Annotated in this window: 17 protein-coding genes, 1 tRNA gene and 1 pseudogene; 11 read left to right on the plus strand and 8 right to left on the minus strand. The window is 64.9% G+C overall.

Annotation, left to right across the window (positions count from 1 at the left end):
• Nucleotides 1–43: 43 nt before the first annotated feature.
• Nucleotides 44–889 carry an inositol monophosphatase family protein gene (locus ACH488_RS06905; RefSeq protein WP_397323108.1) on the minus strand — a complete coding sequence of 282 codons (846 nt, stop codon included), beginning with the start codon at nucleotides 887–889 and terminating at the stop codon, nucleotides 44–46.
• Nucleotides 890–922: 33 nt separating this feature from the next.
• On the opposite strand from ACH488_RS06905, the gene ACH488_RS06910 reads away from it, so the two are divergent.
• Nucleotides 923–1,570: a hypothetical protein gene (locus ACH488_RS06910; protein ID WP_397323110.1), complete on the plus strand. Its 648-nt coding sequence runs from the start codon at nucleotides 923–925 to the stop codon at nucleotides 1,568–1,570.
• Here ACH488_RS06910 and ACH488_RS06915 read toward each other — a convergent pair.
• On the minus strand, nucleotides 1,536–2,327 hold the full coding sequence (locus tag ACH488_RS06915) for a DUF998 domain-containing protein (RefSeq protein ID WP_397323111.1): 792 nt from the start codon (nucleotides 2,325–2,327) through the stop codon (nucleotides 1,536–1,538). The two genes, ACH488_RS06910 and ACH488_RS06915, sit on opposite strands and share 35 nt — an antisense overlap.
• A 245-nt stretch (nucleotides 2,328–2,572) precedes the next feature.
• Nucleotides 2,573–3,340: a DUF998 domain-containing protein gene (locus ACH488_RS06920; protein ID WP_397323113.1), complete on the minus strand. Its 768-nt coding sequence runs from the start codon at nucleotides 3,338–3,340 to the stop codon at nucleotides 2,573–2,575.
• Nucleotides 3,341–3,446: 106 nt separating this feature from the next.
• Here ACH488_RS06920 and ACH488_RS06925 point away from each other — a divergent pair.
• From ACH488_RS06925 to ACH488_RS06935, 3 genes are all read left to right on the plus strand, one after another.
• Nucleotides 3,447–3,519, plus strand: a tRNA-Arg gene (locus ACH488_RS06925).
• Between the two features lies 1 nt (nucleotide 3,520).
• Nucleotides 3,521–3,964 carry a DUF6314 family protein gene (locus tag ACH488_RS06930; protein ID WP_397323114.1) on the plus strand — a complete coding sequence of 148 codons (444 nt, stop codon included), beginning with the start codon at nucleotides 3,521–3,523 and terminating at the stop codon, nucleotides 3,962–3,964.
• On the plus strand, nucleotides 3,961–4,359 hold the full coding sequence (locus ACH488_RS06935; protein WP_397323116.1) for an NUDIX domain-containing protein: 399 nt from the start codon (nucleotides 3,961–3,963) through the stop codon (nucleotides 4,357–4,359). The genes ACH488_RS06930 and ACH488_RS06935 overlap by 4 nt, the downstream gene beginning before the upstream one ends.
• A gap of 49 nt (nucleotides 4,360–4,408) precedes the next feature.
• On the opposite strand, the gene ACH488_RS06940 is transcribed toward ACH488_RS06935, so the two are convergent.
• Together ACH488_RS06940 and ACH488_RS06945 are read right to left on the minus strand one after the other, a co-directional pair.
• Nucleotides 4,409–6,322: an ABC transporter ATP-binding protein gene (locus tag ACH488_RS06940; protein ID WP_397323117.1), complete on the minus strand. Its 1,914-nt coding sequence runs from the start codon at nucleotides 6,320–6,322 to the stop codon at nucleotides 4,409–4,411.
• 2 nt (nucleotides 6,323–6,324) lie between these two features.
• Entirely contained in the window at nucleotides 6,325–7,986 is a 1,662-nt protein-coding gene (locus tag ACH488_RS06945; RefSeq protein WP_397323118.1) for an ABC-F family ATP-binding cassette domain-containing protein, read from the minus strand.
• A gap of 173 nt (nucleotides 7,987–8,159) precedes the next feature.
• Between ACH488_RS06945 and ACH488_RS06950 the strand changes: the two genes are divergently transcribed.
• The 7 genes and pseudogenes from ACH488_RS06950 (at nucleotide 8,160) to ACH488_RS06980 (ending at nucleotide 14,125) form a co-directional block, all read left to right on the plus strand.
• A complete protein-coding gene (locus ACH488_RS06950; protein ID WP_397323120.1) occupies nucleotides 8,160–8,882 on the plus strand; it encodes a hypothetical protein in 723 nt (240 codons plus the stop codon).
• The gene (locus tag ACH488_RS06955; protein ID WP_397323121.1) at nucleotides 8,879–9,586 is read left to right on the plus strand and encodes a hypothetical protein; all 708 of its coding nucleotides are present in this window, start codon (nucleotides 8,879–8,881) and stop codon (nucleotides 9,584–9,586) included. The genes ACH488_RS06950 and ACH488_RS06955 overlap by 4 nt, the downstream gene beginning before the upstream one ends.
• Nucleotides 9,587–9,830: 244 nt before the next feature.
• Nucleotides 9,831–10,646 (plus strand): amino acid ABC transporter substrate-binding protein, encoded by an 816-nt coding sequence (locus ACH488_RS06960; RefSeq protein ID WP_397323123.1) that lies wholly within the window; start codon nucleotides 9,831–9,833, stop codon nucleotides 10,644–10,646.
• A complete protein-coding gene (locus ACH488_RS06965; protein WP_397323124.1) occupies nucleotides 10,647–11,306 on the plus strand; it encodes an amino acid ABC transporter permease in 660 nt (219 codons plus the stop codon).
• Nucleotides 11,293–12,093: pseudogene (locus tag ACH488_RS06970) on the plus strand (amino acid ABC transporter ATP-binding protein). The gene ACH488_RS06965 and the pseudogene ACH488_RS06970 overlap by 14 nt, the downstream one beginning before the upstream one ends.
• Nucleotides 12,094–12,205: 112 nt before the next feature.
• Nucleotides 12,206–13,093: a hypothetical protein gene (locus ACH488_RS06975; protein WP_397323125.1), complete on the plus strand. Its 888-nt coding sequence runs from the start codon at nucleotides 12,206–12,208 to the stop codon at nucleotides 13,091–13,093.
• Nucleotides 13,094–13,096: 3 nt separating this feature from the next.
• Nucleotides 13,097–14,125, plus strand: a complete 1,029-nt coding sequence (locus ACH488_RS06980; RefSeq protein WP_397323126.1) for a hypothetical protein — start codon at nucleotides 13,097–13,099, stop codon at nucleotides 14,123–14,125.
• A gap of 54 nt (nucleotides 14,126–14,179) precedes the next feature.
• On the opposite strand, the gene ACH488_RS06985 is transcribed toward ACH488_RS06980, so the two are convergent.
• The 3 genes from ACH488_RS06985 to ACH488_RS06995 all read right to left on the minus strand — a co-directional run bounded on the left by ACH488_RS06985 (nucleotide 14,180) and on the right by ACH488_RS06995 (nucleotide 20,546).
• On the minus strand, nucleotides 14,180–17,200 hold the full coding sequence (locus tag ACH488_RS06985; RefSeq protein ID WP_397323127.1) for an alpha-mannosidase: 3,021 nt from the start codon (nucleotides 17,198–17,200) through the stop codon (nucleotides 14,180–14,182).
• A 147-nt stretch (nucleotides 17,201–17,347) separates the two neighbouring features.
• On the minus strand, nucleotides 17,348–18,238 hold the full coding sequence (gene fdhD, locus ACH488_RS06990; RefSeq protein ID WP_397323128.1) for a formate dehydrogenase accessory sulfurtransferase FdhD: 891 nt from the start codon (nucleotides 18,236–18,238) through the stop codon (nucleotides 17,348–17,350).
• Nucleotide 18,239: 1 nt separating this feature from the next.
• A complete protein-coding gene (locus tag ACH488_RS06995; RefSeq protein ID WP_397323130.1) occupies nucleotides 18,240–20,546 on the minus strand; it encodes an FdhF/YdeP family oxidoreductase in 2,307 nt (768 codons plus the stop codon).
• Nucleotides 20,547–20,574 lie beyond the last annotated feature (28 nt).

Below are 20,574 nucleotides of genomic sequence, written 5' to 3' on the forward strand. Positions count from 1 at the left end.
CGGCGCCCGGGATGCGGACCAGGCCCGCCCGGGCGGCCCGGATCTAAGCGAACTGGGGCACCGAGGCGAGGGCCGCACTCAACTCGCGGACCGCCGTCGTGCCTCCCGCCACGAACCAGTTGAGTCCGTTGACCTGTACGACGGCGGTGTCCCCACCGGCTGCGCGGACGATCGCCTTGCCGGGAAGCCAATCCCATTCGGGACAACTGTGCTGGAACCAGCACCCCAGTTCGCCGTCGGCCACGCGTCCAAGGTCGCACGAGCCCGAGCCGAACATCCGAAGGGACGCGGCCGTAATCGCCGCGGCGTGCCACGGCATGGCCGCGCGGGGGTCGGCCAGCCACGTGGGATGGATGTAGGTCGCGGCACTCAGTTGACCCACTGCCACATCCCCCGAACCGGATATCCGTTCCCCGTTGAGTGTCGCGGGCCGTCCTTCGCCGCCGAGCCACAGCTTGTCCGTTTCCGGCTGGTAGATGGCACCAAGCACCACGGAGGGATCCGCTACAGGGTTGCCGCCGCGGTCCGAGTCGTCGCGTTTCAGGGCGATTGCCGAGCACCAATATGTGGAGCCATGCAGGAAGTTGTAGGTGCCATCCACGGGGTCGATCACCCACGTTCGTCCGCTGGTCCCGGCCACCGATGCCCCTTCTTCGCCGAGGATGCCATCCCCCGGGCGGCAGCGGCGCAACTGTTCCAGCACGTAGGCCTCGGCGGCGCGGTCGGCAGCCGTCACCACGTCCGATACCGAGGTCTTCCGCTCCCCCTGCAGGCCCCCCATCCGCATGAGCAGGGCCAACTGACCTGCCTCACGGACCAGGGCGCTGGCCAGTTGGTAATCGTCGAGTGATGGGTCCAGTTCAGTTGCTGTGTGCCTGCCGATGGTCATGGGTCCAGCTTATGTGGCGGGATAATGAATCACATGGCCAAGACCCCAGCGCAGCGCATCAAGAAGCACGGAGCCAAAGCGGCAGTCCCGGAACACTCGCTGCCGCCCGTGATCAATCCCACTACCCAGCGCACCCCGCAGAAGGCACAGAGCAACTCCAGGCTCATTGTGATTGCGGGCGTGGTGGCCAGCGTCTTCCTGTTCTGGTACCTGCACCTGCTGACCCTCAACCAGATGACGCAGCTGTCCGGCGGCCTGGCCATGCCGGACTCCCTGATTGGCGGTTTCTCCACGGACTACATCGCCCAACTCCGTAACGCCATGGACGACGCCGCCCGCGGTCAGCTGAACTACGTCCACAAGACCGCCGGCACCCTGTTTCCCTTGATCTTTGGCTTCAGCTGGCTGCTTCTCATTGGCACCAACGTGGCCCGCAAATCGTGGCGCTGGGCCATGTGGGCGGCGCCGTTGCTGTTTGCCGTGGCGCACCTGTGGTCGAACGTCGCCATCGATTCGGTGCTGGCTTCTGAAACGCCCGACGCCGGTTCGGTCGCCTTGGCCTCGGCCGTGACGGTCGCGTCGTGGGTGCTGTTCCTGCTCAGTCTGTTGTGCGGACTGGTGGCTGTGTTCCTTGGGCGGAGGGACGCTACTGCCCGGAAGGACGCTGACCCAACGTCCTGACCGCTTTCCGTTCCCTGGTGATCCGGTGGGCCACGATGAGGCCCACCAGGGACAGGCCCAGAATGATGGGATACGCCATGGTCCGCTCGATCGCACCGGCTTCATCCACCCGGAGCTGCACCGCCAGGACATAGATGGTGGTCCCCAGCGATACCACCCCGAACAGCAGCACCATCCAGGACATTTGCGTGTGTCCGCGCCACACCAGGCCCAGGACCACCAAGGCGATGGGTCCGGCGATGAAGTACATTCCGGCGCCCGTCAGATGCAGCGCCAGCTCCGTGTCCTCCGGAACCAGCCCCACCATGGCCTGCCCGATCCCTGCAACCAGGATGAGCGCCCGAACCGCCCCCGCAGCGATCCACGGAATGGCCTCAGCGGATTTCGATGCCATGCTGGGCCGGATTCCGCGTTGGCCCGGCTCTGCCGCCACGGACAGCACCGCTGAACTGACCAGCACGGCCCCCAGGACCATGGCGACTCCCTGCAGCACGAACGAGGCGTTCATCAGCCAATTCAACGGCGAACACACTTCGTAGCCATTGAAAGGCCCGCAATGTGCGGCCCCGAGGTCACTGATCACGTGCTCCCGGCGGTCATAGGGTGGGTTTCCGCGCCACGCCGCCATCGCAATGGCTTCCACCACGAAGTAGTGGATCAGCGTGATCGCAGCCCAACCCCCAACAAGTTCGCGTCGCCCTGCGAGGTCAGGCAGAAGCCCGCGGTCCCCGCCACGCGGACCAGCCGCCGTCGTCATAGCGCCAGAATAGACCCGCCGCAGCACGCAGCGCAGCCCCTGTCTGAACCCTCCCGCTGCCGATCCCGCCCAGCGCACCCCTTGTGAACCTGCGCCGCTGCCGATCCCGCCCAGCGCACCCCTTGTGAACCTGCGCCGCTGCCGATCCCGCCGGACGCACCCGTTCTTACGGGAGCCCATGGCGGAAACGGGTGCGCCCAGGCCAGCACACACCACTCTGGGCCGCCGCCGCTACCCCGGGGCCACTACTGGGTCCGGAAACGCCGTTCGCGGTGCACGCGCTGGGCGATCACCAAGCCTGCGGCCGCCAAACCGATCGTCACGGGGTAGCCCATGAGCCGTTCAAGGATCCCCGGCTCGGGGACGTCCATGCGGGTCAGCCCGCCAACCACCAGCGCACCGATGCACAGCGCCCCGCTGGCGGCCAGGAACCAGCTCACAGGTGTTTGCCGCAGCCACAGGATTCCCAACAGGATCAGGGCGAAACCGCCACCAATGAAGAACATCAGGGCGCCCGCAAAATGCCACGGCGAGCCAAGGTCCTCCGGCACCAGGCCCACAAGTACCGTGCCCACGCCGGCAACCCCGGTCAGGATACGGATGGCCACGGCAAGGATCCAGTGCTGGGCGATCACCCGCGGCGCCCCGCCGTGGAACCGCCGGGCCGGCACCCCCGGCCTCGCTGCAACGCACAACAAACCGGCCGTCAGGAACACGGCACCCAGGATCAAGGCGAGCCCTTGGACAACAAACGAGGCATTCATCAACACATGCAACGGAGAGCACACAGTGCGGTCCTCGTAAACTCCGCAGGACACTGCGCCAAGGTCGCTGATGTAGCCGGTGGCGCGGCTGTACGGTTCTGGTCCCGCCCACGCGTCGATCACGGCAGCCTCGGCCACGAAATACTGCACCACGCTCAGCTGTGCCCAGCCGCCGATGGCCGCACGGATGCTGCGGACGTTGGGAAGAAACGTGCCTGCCGATGCCGGTACTGTCGCGTGGCCACTCATGTCCGCCAGCCTAACCGTGTTCGGGCACCGCCTTCGCAGCTTGTATGCTTATAGTCGTGTTCGGGCCGGAGGCTCCCGCCAGGGACCCTGCAACCCATGAACATGCGCCCTCGTAGCTCAGTGGATAGAGCACGGCTCTCCTAAAGCCGGTGTCGTTGGTTCGATTCCAATCGAGGGCACTTGAATGACCAGCAGCCACTGATGGACTTGCGGGCCTACCTGGCCGGCGAATGGAACGTGGAGCGGACCCTCCTTGATCGCGCCACCGGCACCCGCGGAACCTTTTCCGGCGTCGTACGCTACGTCACGAAGCCCGACGGCGGCCTGGACTACCGCGAAGACGGAACCATGCACTGGCCCACCCACTCAGGCCCGGCCTTCCGCGAGTACGTCCTGAAACCCGGCGCCACCGGGCAAAGCATGGATGTGTTCTTTCCCGATGGCCGGCCCTTCCACGTGATGAGCTTTGCCGCGGACGCCAACCAGGACAAGCACTGGTGCGATCCCGACGACTACTACGTCAACTACACCTTGGAAGGTCCTGACGCTTTCAGTTTCACGTGGGACGTCCACGGGCCGGCGAAGGACCTGCTGCTGGAATCGCATCTGAGGAGGAACACATGAACGTGATCGTGGTCAGCGCCGTGTGCGTCTACAACCAGGCAGGCCAACTCCTCACCGTCCGGAAGCGCGGCACGGACAAGTTCATGCACCCCGGCGGCAAGCCCGAGCCCGGCGAAACCGCTGCCCTGGCGGCGTCCCGGGAACTGTCCGAGGAGGTCGGCATCAGCGTGGCGCCGGACCAGCTTGAGCCCATGGGCGTGTGGCATGCTGTTGCCGCCAATGAGGAAGCGACCACCATCGAGGCCACGGTGTTCACGGCACCCGGCACGTGGGACGCGCACCCCTCTGCCGAAATCGCGGAGATCCGCTGGCTGGACCTGCACGCGCCACTGCCGGACGACCTCGCCCCGCTGCTCACCGACCACGTCCTTCCGGCCCTCGCTTCTCCCAAGTAGGGGACAGATCGCGAGGGTCCAGTAGAGCGGGATCTGTCCCCCAGACTGGTCAGAGTTCGGGGACCGCTTCCTGGGCCACCGCTGCGGCTTCCGCGAACTGCGTCCGGTACAACTCGGCGTAACGGCCGTCGGCAGCGAGCAGCTCCGTGTGCGTGCCCCGCTCCACGATCCGGCCGTCTTCCACCACCAGGATCGCGTCGGCCGCTCGGATGGTGGACAGGCGGTGGGCAATCACGACGGCGGTACGCCCCTCGAGCGCTTCGCCCAGGGCTGCCTGGACGGCGGCTTCGTTGGTGGAGTCCAGCGCCGCAGTGGCCTCGTCCAGGATTACGACCCTGGGCTGCTTGATGAGGAGCCGGGCGATGGTGAGGCGCTGGCGTTCGCCCCCGGAAAGCCGGTAGCCCCGCTCCCCCACCACTGTCTCCAAGCCATCAGGCAGTGAACGGATCATGGGTTCCAGGCGGGCGCGCCGTAGCACGTCCCACATTTGCTCCTCCGTGGCATCCGGCCGGGCAAGGCGAAGGTTGGAGGCGATGGTCTCGTGGAACAGATGGCCGTCCTGGGTGACCATGCCCAGCGTGTCCCGGAGGGCATCGAAGCGGAGGTCACGCACATCCGTTCCGCTTCCAACCCCGTGGCCGCCCAGGCGCACCGCTCCGGAGTCGACGTCGTACAACCGGGAGAGCAGCTGGGCCACCGTGGACTTGCCTGCGCCCGAGGATCCCACCAGGGCCACCGTCTGGCCCGGCTCCACCCGGAAACTGACACCGTGCAGGACTTCCTCGCCGCCGCGCGTGTCCAGCGTGGCCACGTCCTCAAGGGAGGCCAGGGAAACCTTGTCGGCAGACGGGTAGGAGAAGCGGACGTCGTCGAACTCCACGGCCACAGGTCCCGCCGGAACCGCGGCCGCGTCCGGCTTTTCCGTGATGAGCGGCTTGAGGTCCAGGATTTCAAACACCCGCTCGAAGCTGACCAGCGCGCTCATGACCTCCACCCGCGCGTTGGACAGGGCGGTCAGCGGGGCGTAGAGACGGGTGAGCAGGAGCGCCAGCACCACGACGTCGCCGGGTGCCAATTGCCCGCCAATGGCGAGCCAACCACCCAGCCCGTACACCAGCGCCAACGCCAAAGCCGAGACCAGGGTCAACGCGGTCACGAACGTGAACTGCAGCATGGCCGTCCGGATCCCGATGTCGCGGACACGGCCTGCACGGGCAGCGAACTCCCGCGATTCCTCATCCGGGCGGCCGAAGAGCTTGACCAACGTGGCTCCCGGAGCGGAGAACCGTTCGGTCATCTGGGTACCCATGGCGGCGTTGTGAGCGGCGGCTTCGCGGCGCAGGTCGGCCAGTTTGGAGCCCATGCGCCGTGCCGGAATGAGGAAGATCGGGAGCAGCACCATGGCCAGCACGGTCACCAGCCACGAGGTATTGAGCATGACGGCCAGGGTCAGCGCCAAGGCCACCACATTGCTGACCACGCCGGACAACGTCCCCGCAAACGCCGACTGGGCACCGATGACGTCGTTGTTCAGGCGGCTGACCAGCGCGCCCGTACGGGTTCGGGTGAAGAACGCGATGGGCATGCGCTGGACGTGATCGAACACCCGGGTGCGCAGGTCCACGATGACCCCCTCGCCGATGGTCGAGGACAGCCAGCGGGTCATCAGGCCCACGCCCGCCTCACCCACCGCCACCAGCGCGATCAGCACGGCAAGCCAGATGATGGTTTCGGCACCGGATTTGCCGATGATCGCATCAACAACCTGGCCGGCCAGCACCGGGGTGGCAACGGCCAGCACGGCCCCGGCGATCGAGGCGATCACGAACGCGATGAGCTTGCCCTTGTGCGGGGCAGCGAAGCCAAGGACGCGTTTCAGGGTTTCCTTGGAGAACGGCTGCGAACCGCTCTGCGCCCGGGTGATCTTGTAGAGCGAGCTCCAGGCCACGCCATCCATGCTCATGGTTACTTCTCCTGGCCCGGTATGTGGTGCAACTCCTGGACACGGCCATTTTCCAGGTGCCATCGGGAATCGAGCCGGACGTTCTCCAGCAGCCTGCGGTCGTGGGTGACCAACAGCAGAGCACCCTCATAGCTTTCCAAGGCTTCTTCAAGCTGTTCGATCGCGGGAAGGTCAAGGTGGTTGGTGGGTTCGTCCAACACCAGCAGGTTTACACCGCGGGCCTGCAGGAGCGCCAAGGCGGCACGGGTCCGCTCCCCCGGCGAAAGGGAATCCACGGCACGGGACGTGTGGTCCGCTTTGAGTCCGAACTTGGCCAACAGCGTGCGGACATCGGCGCTGTTCCAATCAACCAGCACCGCTTCCACGGCGTCACCGAGCGGTTTGCCGCCGTCGAGCATTCCGCGTGCCTGGTCGATTTCGCCGACCGCCACGGAGGCACCCATGGAGGCATCGCCGTCGTCCGGGGTCCGGGTGCCGAGCAGCAGCCTCAGGAGGGTCGACTTACCCGCCCCGTTCGGGCCCGTGATGCCGATGCGTTCGCCGCCGTTGAGTTGCAGGTTGACCGGTCCCAGCGTGAAGTCACCCTGGCGTACGACGGCGTCACGCAAGGTAGCGACGACGGCGCTGGACCGCGGCGCCTGGCCGATGCTGAACTGCAGCTGCCATTCCTTCCGGGGTTCCTCCACTTCCGTGAGCCGGGCGATCCGCGACTCCATTTGGCGGACCTTCTGCGCCTGCTTCTCGGAGGACTCCGTGCTGGCTGCGCGGCGGATCTTGTCGTTGTCCGGGTTCTTCTTCATCGCGTTCCGGACGCCTTGGGAACTCCATTCCCGTTGCGTCCGTGCACGCGCCACGAGGTCTGCCTTGGTGGAGGCGTACTCTTCGTAGCGCTCCCGGGCGTGGCGCTTCGAAACGGCCCGTTCTTCAAGGAAAGATTCATACCCGCCCTCGTAGACCGCTACGGAGTTCTGGGCGAGGTCCAACTCCACCACGGTGGTCACGCAGCGGGCCAGGAACTCGCGATCGTGGGATACCAGCACCGCGCCGCCGCGCAGCCCCTGGACGAACGCCTCGAGCCGGGCCAATCCATCCAGGTCCAGATCATTGGTCGGTTCGTCGAGCAGCACCACGTCGAAGCGGCTGAGCAACAAGGCGGCGAGCGCCACGCGCGCGGCTTGCCCGCCGGAAAGGCCGGTCATGAGGGCTTCGACTCCGAGCTCCAGGCCAAGATCCGCAAGCACGGCGGGAACGCGCTCTTCGAGGTCCGCGGCGCCGGAGGCCAACCAGCGGTCGAAGGCCAGGGAGTAGGCATCGTCAGCATCGGGTGCACCCGAACCGAGGGCCTCGGCCGTGGCTTCCATTTCTGCCGTCGCCTCCGCACAACCCGTTCGGCGGGCAATGTAGGCGGCGATGGTTTCGCCCACGGTCCTCTCGTGCTCCTGTGGCAACCAGCCCACGAACGCATCGGACGGCGCCAGGCTCACTGTGCCTTCCTGCGGCTGGTCAACGCCGGCGAGGATGCGCAGCAGCGTCGATTTGCCCGCACCGTTGGCGCCCACCACGCCCACCACATCGCCGGGAGCCACCGTCAGGGACAGCTTCGAAAAGAGCGTACGGTGGCCATGGCCACCGGCAAGGTCCTTGGCCACCAAGGTTGCAGTCATGGGTTCAATCCTCTCGCTGCCTGCCTATTTTCTGCAGGCATGGAAAAACCCGCCGGTCCGGACTTGGGGGGTGTACGGACCAGCGGGTTCAAGAATCAAGCATAATTCAATGTGGCGTCCGCGTAAAATCGATTCGTACTACCACTTACAGCAAACTTTCCAGAAAGTCCTCCATGCCCTTACAGTCCAAGGCGTTCCAGCGCTGGCTCCACGGCGTTGCGCCGGACGCCAGCATCGCCGATGTCTGCAGGGTCTCGGGAATCAAACGGACCACGCTGGCCCAGCAGTTGGTTCGCGGCAAGGTAGCCGAATCCACGCTGGTGAGCATCAGCCGCGCGTACCACCTCAACCCGGTCCAGGAATTGGCCACGTTCGACCTCTACGCACAGCTTCGGGGTGAGCCCATTCCGCCCACTCCCGCTGAGTTGGTCAGCCAGATCGCCACGATCGACCTGCTGCGGGCCGTGGTGGAACGCACCGAGCCGGGCAGCGTCCCCACCACTGGACTCACCGCGACACCGCACCCCACCGCCGTGCGGAACTGGGTGGACGCGATCGACGACGGCGAGTTGCGGCACCGCGTCAGCGAGGCCACCGGGATCGCACCGCAAAACTTTTCCGCCCACCTGACAGCCAACCGGCTCCCTCCCGAACTGGCCATCGCCACCTCGCGGGCCGCCGGCGTCGGACCGGCAGGTGGGCTGATCGCGGGCGGGTTGATCACCGAAAGCGAAGCCGGCTGGACACCCCACGGGCGCCGGGACGCCTTGGACAGGATGACGCTAGGCGAGCTGGTGACATTGTCCGGCGAACGCCTCCAGGCCCTGGGCAAGACCCTTCGCCGCCAAGAACAAGACCACGAACGAACTGAACGAATTTGGGAGAACCTCGGATGACGGCTGTCCTGCCCTGGGCAACGCTTGTTATTTGCCTGGCCATTACCGTGGCGCGCATCCCCAGCGCCTTGCGCGGAGAGAACCGCGTGGTCTTCTACATCTTCGCCTTGATCACCATGGACATCCTGCTCAGCATCGAAGGACCCTACCTGGCCATCGACGCCGTCCTTGGGGGCATGAACCTGACCAACCTCATCCTGCGGTTCCTGCTGTATGGCACCTTCCTGCTCATGGGCATCAAGATCGCAACGGGCTTCGACTCCAAATCAGCGGTCCGGGCCATCCGGGGTCCTTGGGGCCTGACCGTCCTGGCCATCACAGCAGCGTTGACGGCCTACTTCTTCCTCATCACCGATACCCGGGGCTCCACCGTGGGCATGACGGGGCTGACATGGGGACCGTCCATGGAGGCCTACGCTGCCCTTGGCCGGTTCTATCCGGGCTTCGTTTCAGCGTGCCTTCTCCCGGCGATCTGGCGCACAGTTACCGGTCGATTCCCGGCCCTGTTGCGCGGCGCCTCGGCCTTGTTGTTCGTCGGCCTGACGCTGCTGCTGGTGTCCCAACTCTTCCCCCTGATTCCCCTGGTACATCTGTGGCTGCGCTCGCTGATCAATTACTCAGCCGTGCTGGCCACAGCCATTGGCCTGGCCGGAATCTGGTTTTCCAAGGCCTACGCGAGGCGGAAAAGACGACGCACTGCGTAAGACTTTCACAAAAGCATTAGATCGTGGCACAATCATGAATGTGTGAATGAGGTTTGCAGCCTGACAGCGGAATCAGAGAACGGGTTTCCGGTGGATGTGGCGCCCTCATGATCACAATTGGGGGGATGAGTGGTGGCGGGCTGTTGGGGACCGCCCCCACTCAGCCTTTTTAAGGACCCTTTTCGCGGGCGTTGGCCGCGTCGGCGCAGCGGGCCGGACGGGGGCCGTGGCTAAGATGGCTTCCATGACCAGTCTCCGTACCCGTCGCTCTGTCCTGGCAGCAACCCTGGCCTCCGTGGCCCTTGCCCTTTCCGCGTGCGGCGGTGGATCCACGCCTGCACAATCGGGCGGCGATACGTCCCTTTCGGATGTGAAATCCAAGGGTGAACTGGTCATCGCCACCGAGGGAACCTACCGCCCCTTCAGCTTCCACGCCAACGGAGCCGGCGAACTGACGGGCTACGACGTAGAGATCGCCAAGGCAGTGGCAGACAAACTCGGCGTGAAGGCAACGTTCCAGGAGACCCAGTTCGACGGCATCTTCGCGGGCCTCGACGCCAAACGCTTCGATACGATCGCCAACCAGATCTCCATCAATGAAGACCGCAAGGCCAAGTACGACTTCTCCACGCCCTACACCGTCTCCACGGGCGTGGTAGTGACCAAGTCCGACAATTCCGGCATCAACAGCTTCGCCGACCTCAAGGGCAAGACCACGGCCCAGTCCCTCACCAGCAACTTCTACAAGATGGCCGTGGATGCAGGTGCCAACGTCCAAGCGGTGGAAGGCTGGGCCCAGGCGGCAACGCTGGTTCAGCAGGGCCGGGTGGATGCCACGGTCAACGACAAGCTCACGTACCTGGACTACGCCAAGACCACCCCGGATTCCGGCCTCAAGGTGGCAGCCGAAGCCCCGGACAAGACCGAGAGCGCCATGGTGTTCCGCAAGGGCTCCACGGAACTGGCCAACGCCGTGAACAAGGCCCTCGCCGACCTGCAGGCTGATGGCACGTTGGCAAAGATCTCGGACAAGTACTTCGGCGCGGACGTCTCCAAGTAAATGAACTGGGACCTCGTCTGGAGTTCCTTCGGACCGCTCGTCACAGGTGCCGTGACGGGTACCATCCCGCTCACGCTGCTGTCCTTCGTGTTCGGGCTGGTTCTCGCGCTCCTGGTGGCCTTGATGCGGCTCAGTCCCAACTGGCTGCTCTCGGGCATTGGGCGCTTCTACGTGTCCGTGATCCGCGGAACTCCCCTCCTGGTCCAGTTGTTCGTGATCTTCTATGGCCTGCCCAACCTGGGTGTGAAGCTGGATCCGTGGCCCAGCGCCATCATCGCGTTCTCGCTGAACGTGGGTGGCTACGCGGCCGAGATCATCCGCGCTGCCATCCTGTCCGTGCCCAAAGGCCAGTGGGAGGCTGGGCACACCATCGGCATGTCCAGCCGGCAAACCCTTGTCCGGATCATCCTCCCCCAGGCCGCCCGGGTTTCCGTCCCACCGCTGTCCAACACCTTCATTTCCCTGGTGAAGGACACCTCGCTCGCTTCGCTGATCCTGGTCACCGAACTCTTCCGCAATGCCCAGCAGATCGCCGCGTTCAGCCAGGAATTCATGGTCCTGTACCTGCAGGCGGCCTTGGTGTACTGGGTGATCTGCCTCGTCCTGTCCACGGCGCAGTCAGCCGTGGAACGGAGATTGGACCGCTATGTCGCCCACTGACTCACCGCAGCCCCGCCCGGTACCGGTCCTGCAGGCCCGCAACCTAGCCAAGGCCTTTGGCAGCAACGTGGTGCTGCGCGACATCGACATCGACATCCGCCGGGGCCAGGTGGTCGCACTGATCGGTCCGTCCGGTTCAGGCAAGACCACCGTCCTGCGCTCGCTCAACGGACTGGAAATTCCCGACGCCGGCACGGTCGCCTTCGGGGACGAAGGCGCCGAAAGCGGTCTCGCCATCGATTTCGGCACCAAGGTGGGCAAGAAGGACATCGCTGCCCTGCGCGACCGCAGCGCGATGGTGTTCCAGCACTACAACTTGTTTCCGCACATGACCGTGCTGAAGAACATCATCGAGGGTCCCGTCCAGGTCCAGAAGCGGCCCCGGGCCGAGGCCATCGCAGACGCCGAGCGGCTCCTGGAACGGGTTGGCTTGGCCGACAAGCGCGATGCCTAACCCTTTGAACTCTCCGGGGGCCAGCAGCAGCGTGTGGGCATTGTCCGTGCGCTGGCGCTCAAACCGCAGTTGCTGCTTTTCGACGAGCCCACGTCGGCGCTGGATCCGGAACTGGTGGGCGAAGTCCTCGGCGTCATCAAGGAACTTGCCGAAGAAGGCTGGACCATGGTGATCGTGACCCACGAGCTCGCCTTCGCCCAGCATGTAGCGGACGAGGTCATCTTCATGGACGGCGGAGTAGTGGTGGAACGCGGCCCGGCCGCCGAGGTCCTCCGTACCCCCAAGCAAGAGCGCACCAAGCTGTTCGTCAAGCGCCTCCAGCACGACGTCTAGCCAGGCTGGCGTATCCTCATAAGGTTCCTGCTCAACAGGAACCTTATGAGGTTTCGGGTGCCCCTGTCCGGGCACGCGTCAAAAAATCGGGGGGGTAAGACGGACTGTGGAAGTGACAGAACAGCCGGAACGAAAGACAAGCCGGCGAACGCCCATCATCGTGGCAGTAGTGGCGTTGGCCCTGGTGGCCGGAGGGCTTGGCACGTGGTTCGTGCTGTCCCGCCCGGCGGGTGTCCAGCGTGCGGACGTGCTTCGCCTGGACAAGCAACGGGCCATCGTGGACAACTCCATGAATATCTACGACCCCCTGGTCCAGGAATTCACGGCCCGGTACACCAGCGCGGTCTCTACTGATGCGGATGCGGATGAGGTTGGCCAGGTACTGCAACAGCAGCGTGACCTCCTGGAACGCGAATCCGCCACGAACAAGAACCGGCTGGAAGCCATGGCTGGCTCGCCTGCGCTGCAGGAGTCCGAGGTCAAGGACGCCGTTGGGCAGTTCAAGGACAAGTACGGCGCCGTGGTGGCCTACAACGACCAGCGCTTGACCAACACGGCAAACATCACGGGGTCAGTTGGCGGCGCCTGCGCCCCCTTGCACCGCGACCTGAACATCGGCAGCGAAACGTACGCCAAGGACTACGTTTCCACCGCCGATGCTTGCTTGGCCGCCCTGTCGGATGCCAAGAACGGCTCCGACGCCGAGACAAGCACGCTTCTGGGTGCCTTCGAGGGAGTCATCCGCGGGCAGCGGGACAAGCAACAGGAAGTCCTGGACGCCAAGGATGACTTTGAGCGGGCTGCAAAGCGCACCCTGGCAGCCATCGCCATGCTCGACATCAACGATGCCCTGGACAAGCCCCGCACGGAGTATGAGAACGCGGTGAAACAAGCGTCCACAACCGTGGTTAACGAAGCGAACGAATCAAACGCCAACCTTGAGCGGGTCCTGAAAGAGCGGTTGGAACGCTTTGATGCCGCCGGCCAGGAGGGGAACTAGGCCATGAGCAACCACATTCCGGAACCTACTGCCGTCCCCGTCCGCCGCAATCGCCGCCCAGTACTCCTGGTGATTGGTATTGTCCTCGTTGTGCTGGCCATTGCCGCCGGAACGCTGGTGGCCATGACCAACTTGGCTGCTCAACAGCGAAAAGAAGGCCTGTCCTTGTTGAAGGAAGACCGGATGAATGCCCTCAGCGAGGCCAGGGACAAGATCCAGCCGGCAGTCAACGCTTATCTGGCCGCCTACAAGAAGGCACGGAACGCCCCCGCTTCCCGGGACGAGGCAACCAGAAACAGCCAGAAGGAGAAGGACGACGTCCAACAGGCCACGAAGTCTGCCCGGGCCGCCTTGGACGAGCTGAAGGCCACGCATGGTTCCAGCGACGATGCCGTGGGAGTCGCGCTGCAGCAGCTGGTGGAGTCCCACGAAGGGTACTTCGGCTACATGGAGGGACTCGTGAACTCCTACCCGCAGTTCGAGGGCCTCTTCCGCGAGGACGACCCAGCCGGATGCAACGGCCTGTTCGTAGGTTCCAAAGCAGCCAGCCTGCGGGAACGCCAAACCTTGCTGGCCAAGGCTGCCACACCGTGCCGGAAAGCGGCGGAGGAACTGAAGCAGTCCAACACCACCGCCTACCAGGAGTTCGCCCGTACATTCGACGCCAAGGTGGCCGAGCTGGAGGCGAACGCCGAGGCAACCGCGAAGGGCGAAGAAAGCTATGCGGAGTTCGTCCGGCTCAAGGACGACTTCGTCAAGAAGGCAGACGATGCCGAGGCACGCAACGCCCCGGCCGAGGAAGTCCAGAAAATCGCCGACGACGCCAAAGCGCTCAACGCCAAGATCCGGTACAACAGATCGGACTTCGACTTCGCCGCGAAGCGCTACCTGGCCGGGGTCAAGGAAATGCCTTCCCTGGTTGAAGAAGTGTTCACCAAGGGGGTGGCGGACGACATCAAACACTTCAGCACTGTCATCCCCCTGCGCGAACAGGTCCTGAAAGGCGTCGTTGACGTCGAACTGACCGAGTAGCCGAAGGCGGGCCTGCATCCAATGATGCGGGCCCGCACGGACTATCCGGTGAAGCTACCTGGCAAAGCGCAGCGTGACCAGCTGGAACGGCCGGAGAACCAGCTCTGCTGCCCTACCTGCGCAGACCACGCCGGGGGCTTCCACGGTCCGTTCAAGCAAGTCCGTCGCCATCACACCGGAAGATTCGAAGTTGGCCATCACCGTGCCCTTCGACCGCTGTCCAAGGGATTCGTAGAGCCGCACAATGACGTCCCCGCTGCCGTCCTCGGCGAGCTTCACCGCTTCCACCACAATCGCAGGGTTGGACACCGAAACCAGCGGCTCCACCGGCCGGGAACCGTTGGCGTAGCGGGGCTTCAAATTGGTCCTGTAGCCCTCTTCCACGGCGTCGGCGATGCCTGCTCCGGGCCTGATGGACACCTCAAGGGTGTGCTCGCCGCGGTCTGCCTCGGGGTCCGGGAACTTCGCCGACCGCAGCAGCGAGGTGCGCACCGTCGTCGTGGTTCCACCATCCTCGCGGACCGCCCGGGTGACGTCGTGCCCGTAACTGGACGAGTTGCTGACCGCCACGCCATATCCCGGTTCCCCTACGTGGATCCAGCGGTGGGCGCAGATTTCGAACTTGGCGGCATCCCAGGACGTATTGGTGTGGGTCGGCCGGAACACGTGGCCGAACTGCGTTTCCGAGGCCGACTGGTCGGCCCGCACATCAAGCGGGAAGGCGATCTTCAGCATCTTCTCGCGTTCCTGCCAGTCCACGGTGGTGGCTATGGCCAGCGATTCCGCGCCGGCGTCGAGCGCGATCCGCTGCGTGATGGTGGATCCGCCCACCGAACGCTCAACAACGACGACGGCGCCCGTCGCGGTCCGCTCAAGGGCGGTGCTTTCGACGTCGGTCAACGGCGTGACGTTGTGGCGGTAGAACTCCTCGATGTCCCAGGCGTCCCATTCGTTCGGGGTGTCGCGGAACAGTTCCAACAGGTTGCCTGCCTGGCCGGGTGCGATCGCGTTACGGCCGCTGGCATGGTCAACAAGTGAGGTGAGCAAACCATTGGAGTCCAGGACTGCCCGGATGATGCCGTTGTCCAGAACGTAGCCGCCGGCCTCTTCCAACACCTCCACGGAAGCGTCAGCCCTGGCGGCCTCGGCAACCCCCAGCGCCGGCACGCCATACCGCTTGTGCGGGGCAGCATTGAGCAGGAATTGGGTTTCCCCGGTGCCGACCAGGGCCTGCGCGGCCTCAGCGATGATCGCCTCAAGGTCGCGGGCTATGGCCTGGTAATTGCGTTCGGCGTCCTGATGGACCCAGGCGATGGAGCTGCCGGGCAGGATGTCGTGGAACTGCTGGAGAAGCACCAATTGCCAGAGCCGCTTGAGCTCGGCCGCCGGATAGGGGAAGCCCACACGGACGGCCGCCGTGGAGCACCAGAGTTCGGCTTCGCGGAGCAGGTGCTCGCTGCGGCGGTTGCCCCGCTTGGTCTTGGCCTGGCTGGTGTAGGTGCCGCGGTGCATCTCCAAGTACATTTCGCCCACCCAGACCGGCGGGTTGGCGTACTCTGCCTCGGCCTTGAGGAAGAAGTCCCTTGCCGTGCCCATGCGGACCTTGGGTGAGCCTTCCAGGTCTGCCGTGCGGTGCGCCGCGGCCACCATCTCGCGCGTGGGTCCGCCGCCGCCGTCGCCATAGCCAAACGGGACCAAGGACATGGTTCCCCGGCCGTGGTCGCGGTAGTTCCGCTGGGCGTGTGCCAGTTCACGTCCGTGCAACTCGGCGTTGTAGGTGTCCACTGGAGGGAAGTGGGTGAACAGCCGCGTCCCGTCGATGCCTTCCCAGGTGAACGTGTGGTGCGGCATGCGGTTGACCTTGTTCCAGGAAATCTTCTGGGTCAGGAACCATCGGGACCCGGCGGACTTGACGATCTGCGGGAGGGCACCGGAGTAGCCAAAGGAATCGGGCAGCCAGGCTTCCTGGCACTCAACGTCGAACTCGCGCTGGAAGAAGCTCTTGCCCTCCACGAACTGGCGGGCCATGGCCTCCCCACCGGGCATGTTGGTGTCCGATTCCACCCACATGCCACCCACAGGGACGAACTGTCCGGCCTTGACCTTCTCGCGGATGCGGACAAAGAGCTCCGGGAAGTACTCCTTGATCCAGGCCAGTTGCTGGGCGGAGGAGCAGGAGAAGACAAACTCTGGGTCGTCATCCATGAGCGCCACCACGTTGGAGAAGGTACGGGCGCACTTGCGGATGGTTTCCCGGACGGGCCAGAGCCAAGCCGAATCGATGTGGGCGTGGCCGGTGGCCAGCAGTTCGTGGGCAGATGCGTAGGCAGGGCGGTTCAGCACCTCTGCCAGCGCGGCGCGGCCGGCAGCGGCGGTCCCGGCAACGTCATCCGGGTCCATAACGTCCAGCATGCGCTCCAGCGCACGCAGGATCTCGTGCCGGCGGGGCAGTTCCATGGGGAGCTCGTGCATCAGCCCGGTCAGCGTCCACACGTCCTGGTTGAGCTCCCACACAGTCTCGTTGAGTTCTGCGATGGCAATGCGCCCCAGCCGGTAGCGGGGTTCGTCACCAGACGTGGCTTTGTCCCCCAGCGGCGTGGGAGCGAAGGACCAGCCCTGGGCGACGTCCGGGTTGGCAGCCGCTTCGACGTAGAAGTCCACGGACAGGCCTCCACCGAGCAGTTTCAGCGGTACGTGGTAGTTCCGCGGCGAAATGGCCTTGATGATACTGCCGTCGGCACGCCAGGCCGTTCCCTCACACTGGAAGCCGGGGACGTCGCTGTTGAAGCCGAGGTCAACGATGATTTCCACGGCGGTGTCTTCCGAGGCACCCCAGCCTTCGGGAACCTCGCCCTGGAGCCGCAGCCACTTGGTACTCCACGCCTTGCCCCAGGCTGCGCCGGCTTCCTGCGGCGTGAACAGTTGGCGCATTGCCTCTGAGGCTGGAACCGGTTCACCCGGCGCATCCCAACTGCTCAGTTCAAGGGGAACGGACCTGCCATAAATGGCCGGAAGAAGGCGTTCCCGAACGAATCGATCGAGACGCTGTTCAGTAATCCGGCGGTCGTCGTGCAATTAAATCCCCTTTGGCATGAGCTGGGCGGCGGGACTGGCGGCGGGTGGACGGTGTCCCTCAAAGAGGTGGCGTTCCGGGCACTCCGGCGATTCCATTCGATGGATAAAATCTACGTTGTTCCAGCACAATAGCCAAGTGATGGGGAACTATCCCTGTCCCGCCACGTCCGCGGAGACCGGAACATCCTGCAGGATCCGCTCGACGCCGGCATACACGTTGATGCTGTGGCCGCGGCTGAAGCCGGCCAACGTCACGCCCGTTTCGGCTGCCAGTTCAACGGCAAGGCTGGAGGGGGCGCTGACAGCGGACAGCACGGGGATGCCGGCCATGGCGGCCTTCTGCACGAGCTCGAAGGACGCCCGTCCGGAGACCTGCAGGACCGTGCCGTGAAGCGGCAGTTTTCCGGCCCGCAACGCCCAGCCGATTACCTTGTCCACCGCGTTGTGGCGACCCACATCCTCCCGCAGGCAGAGCAGCTCGGAGGTGCCGTCGTCGTCAACCCGGAAGAGCCCGGCAGCATGGACGCCGCCTGTCTTGGCGAAAACCGCCTGCGCTTCCCGAAGCCTGTCCGGGAGGGCCGCCAGTGCCCGCACCGGCACCGTCACGGGATCTTCCTTGGGGCTGTGGTGCGAAGACTTGCGGACGGCCTCAATGGAGTCGGTCCCGCAAATGCCGCACGAACTTGAGGTGTAGACGTTGCGGCCCGTTTCGGGGCGCTCGACGTCGGGACGCAACTGGGCGTCGACCACATTGAACGTCTGGACGCCGTCCTCGTCCTCCCCCGCGCAGAACCGTTCCGAGACCAGTTGCCCGGGCTCCCAGATGACGCCCTCGGAGACAAGGAAACCGGCAACGAGATCGAAGTCGTCGCCCGGCGTACGCATGGTCACCGAGAAGGACATCTCCCCCAGTCGGATTTCCAGCGGTTCCTCCACGGCAAGGACGTCCTCCTTGTACCGGACGGGATGCTCCATGGCCTGGGGCGATCCGTCCAGGACGAACTTGTGCAGTTTTCGGCGCTGGGTGACGCGTCCCATGTCAGGCTTCTTCCTCTGCATGCGGGACGAACCGCACGGTCATCGCTTTGTATCCCGGTGTATTGGACTCCCGCGCCACCAGCTCCCGGTGGACCAGTGCGTTGGCCTCCGGGAAGTAGGCGGCCGCGCAGCCCTTGGCAGTGGGGTAAGCGATGAGCCGGAACTTGTTCGCCCGGCGCTCCGTCCCCGCGAACGTGGAGATGACATCCACCAGGTCCCGGTCTTGGAAGCCGAGTTCCTTGATGTCATCCTCATGGACCAGGATCACGCGGCGGGCCTCGGATACCCCGCGGTACCGGTCATCCAGGCCGTAGAACGTGGTGTTGTACTGGTCGTGGCTGCGCACGGTCTGCAGGATCAGGTGCCCGGCAGGGGCTTCGAGGTACTCCAGCGGGCTCACCGTGAACCGTGCCTTGCCGGTGTCCGTGGCGAAGGTCCTGGTATCGCGTGGCGGGTTGGGCAGGACAAAACCGTTCTTGGTGCGGACCCGGGCGTTGAAGTCCTCGAAGCCGGGAATGACGCGGGAGATGTGGTCCCGGATCACGTCATAGTCCTCCGCCATGGCGCGCCAATCCACTTCGTGGTCGTCACCGAACGTGGCCTGGGCCATCCGGGCAACAATGACCGGCTCGCTCAGCAGGTGCTCTGAAACGGGCTCCAGCCTGCCCTGTGTCTTGTGGATGACGGACATGGAGTCCTCCACAGAGAGGAACTGTTTGCCCTTGGGGTGCTTGTCATCGGTGTCCGTGCGGCCCAGCGTGGGCAGGATCAGGGACGTCCGGCCGTGCACCACGTGGGCACGGTTGGGCTTGGTGGAAATGTGGACTGTGAGGCCGGCGGTCTTGAGTCCGGCCTCCAGCGCGTTGGTATCGGAACCGGCAGCGGCGAAGTTCCCGCCCATGGAGACGAACACGTCAACTTCGCCCTTTTCCAAAGCGTGCTGGGTTTCCACCGAGTCGTAGCCGTGGTCCCGGGGCATCCGGAAACCGAACTCCTTGTCCAAGGCCTCCAGGAACGGTTCCTTGGGCTTCTCCCAGATGCCCATGGTGCGGTCGCCCTGCACGTTGGAGTGGCCGCGCACGGGGCAGGCACCCGCGCCGGGCTTGCCGAAGTTCCCCTGCAGCAGGAGCAGGTTGATGATCTCCTTGAGGGTATCCACCGAGTGCGGCTGCTGGGTCAGTCCCAGGGCCCAACAGATAATGGTGCCCTTGGAGGCAGCCATCATGCCGGCGACCTTGGTGATCTCCTCGCGGGAGAGGCCGGTGGCCCGTTCTGTCTCGTCCCAGTCCAGTACGGAGCGGGCCCTCGCGTAGGCCTCGAAGCCCTCCGTCTGCTTGCCAATGAAGGACTTGTCCACCACCGTGCCGGGATTGCGCTTCTCCTCTTCCAGGAGCAAGTGGCCCAGAGCCTGGAACAGGGCGAGGTCGCCGCCTACCTTGATCTGGAGGAACTCGTCCGCGATGGTGGTGCCGCCGCCGATGACGCCGTTCAGGGACTGGGGATCCTTGAAGTTCAGCAGGCCCGCTTCGGGAAGGGGGTTGACGGCAACAACCTTGCCTCCGTTGCGCTTGCAGTCACTCAAGGCGGACAACATGCGGGGGTGGTTGGTGCCCGGGTTCTGTCCCACCACCAGGACCAGTTCGGCCTGGTGGAGGTCCTCCAAGGACACAGTGCCTTTGCCGATGCCGATGGTCGGGTTGAGCGCGCTGCCTGAGGACTCATGGCACATGTTGGAGCAGTCCGGCAGGTTGTTGGTGCCCAGGCTCCTGGCGAACAGCTGGTACATGAACGCTGTTTCGTTGGCCGTGCGGCCAGAGGTGTAGAACACGCAGCGATCCGGAGTGGAGGCGTTGATGTGCTCGCCGATCAACGCAAACGCGTCGGTCCAGCTGATGGGCGAGTAGTGGGAGTCCCCCGGCCTGATGACCACGGGTTCGGCAATGCGGCCCTGGCTGCCCAGCCAGTACTCGGTCTTGTCCTCGAGGTCCGCTATGGAGTGCTTGGCCCAGAATTCGCCGCCCACCGTGCGGGTGGTGCTTTCCTCGGCGATCGCCTTGGCGCCGTTCTCACAGAACTCCGCAGGGCTTCGCCGGCCCGTAATGGACTCCGGCCAGGCGCAACCCGGGCAGTCGAAGCCGTCACGCTGGTTGACCCGGAGCATGGACCGGACCGTACGGGCCACACCGGCCTGGGAGTAGCCCCGTTCGAGGGCGACGCTCACGGCCTTCAGGCCGGCAGCGGCTCGTTTGGGCGGGTGGATCTGCAGGTCATCCTCGTTGATGTCCTGTTCTGGGGCATGCCTGTTCATGTGTCCATCATTACAAGCCCGGTGGCAA

This window comes from Paenarthrobacter sp. NPDC018779, assembly GCF_044391085.1.
In the GTDB taxonomy this organism is placed as follows: Bacteria; Actinomycetota; Actinomycetes; order Actinomycetales; family Micrococcaceae; genus Arthrobacter.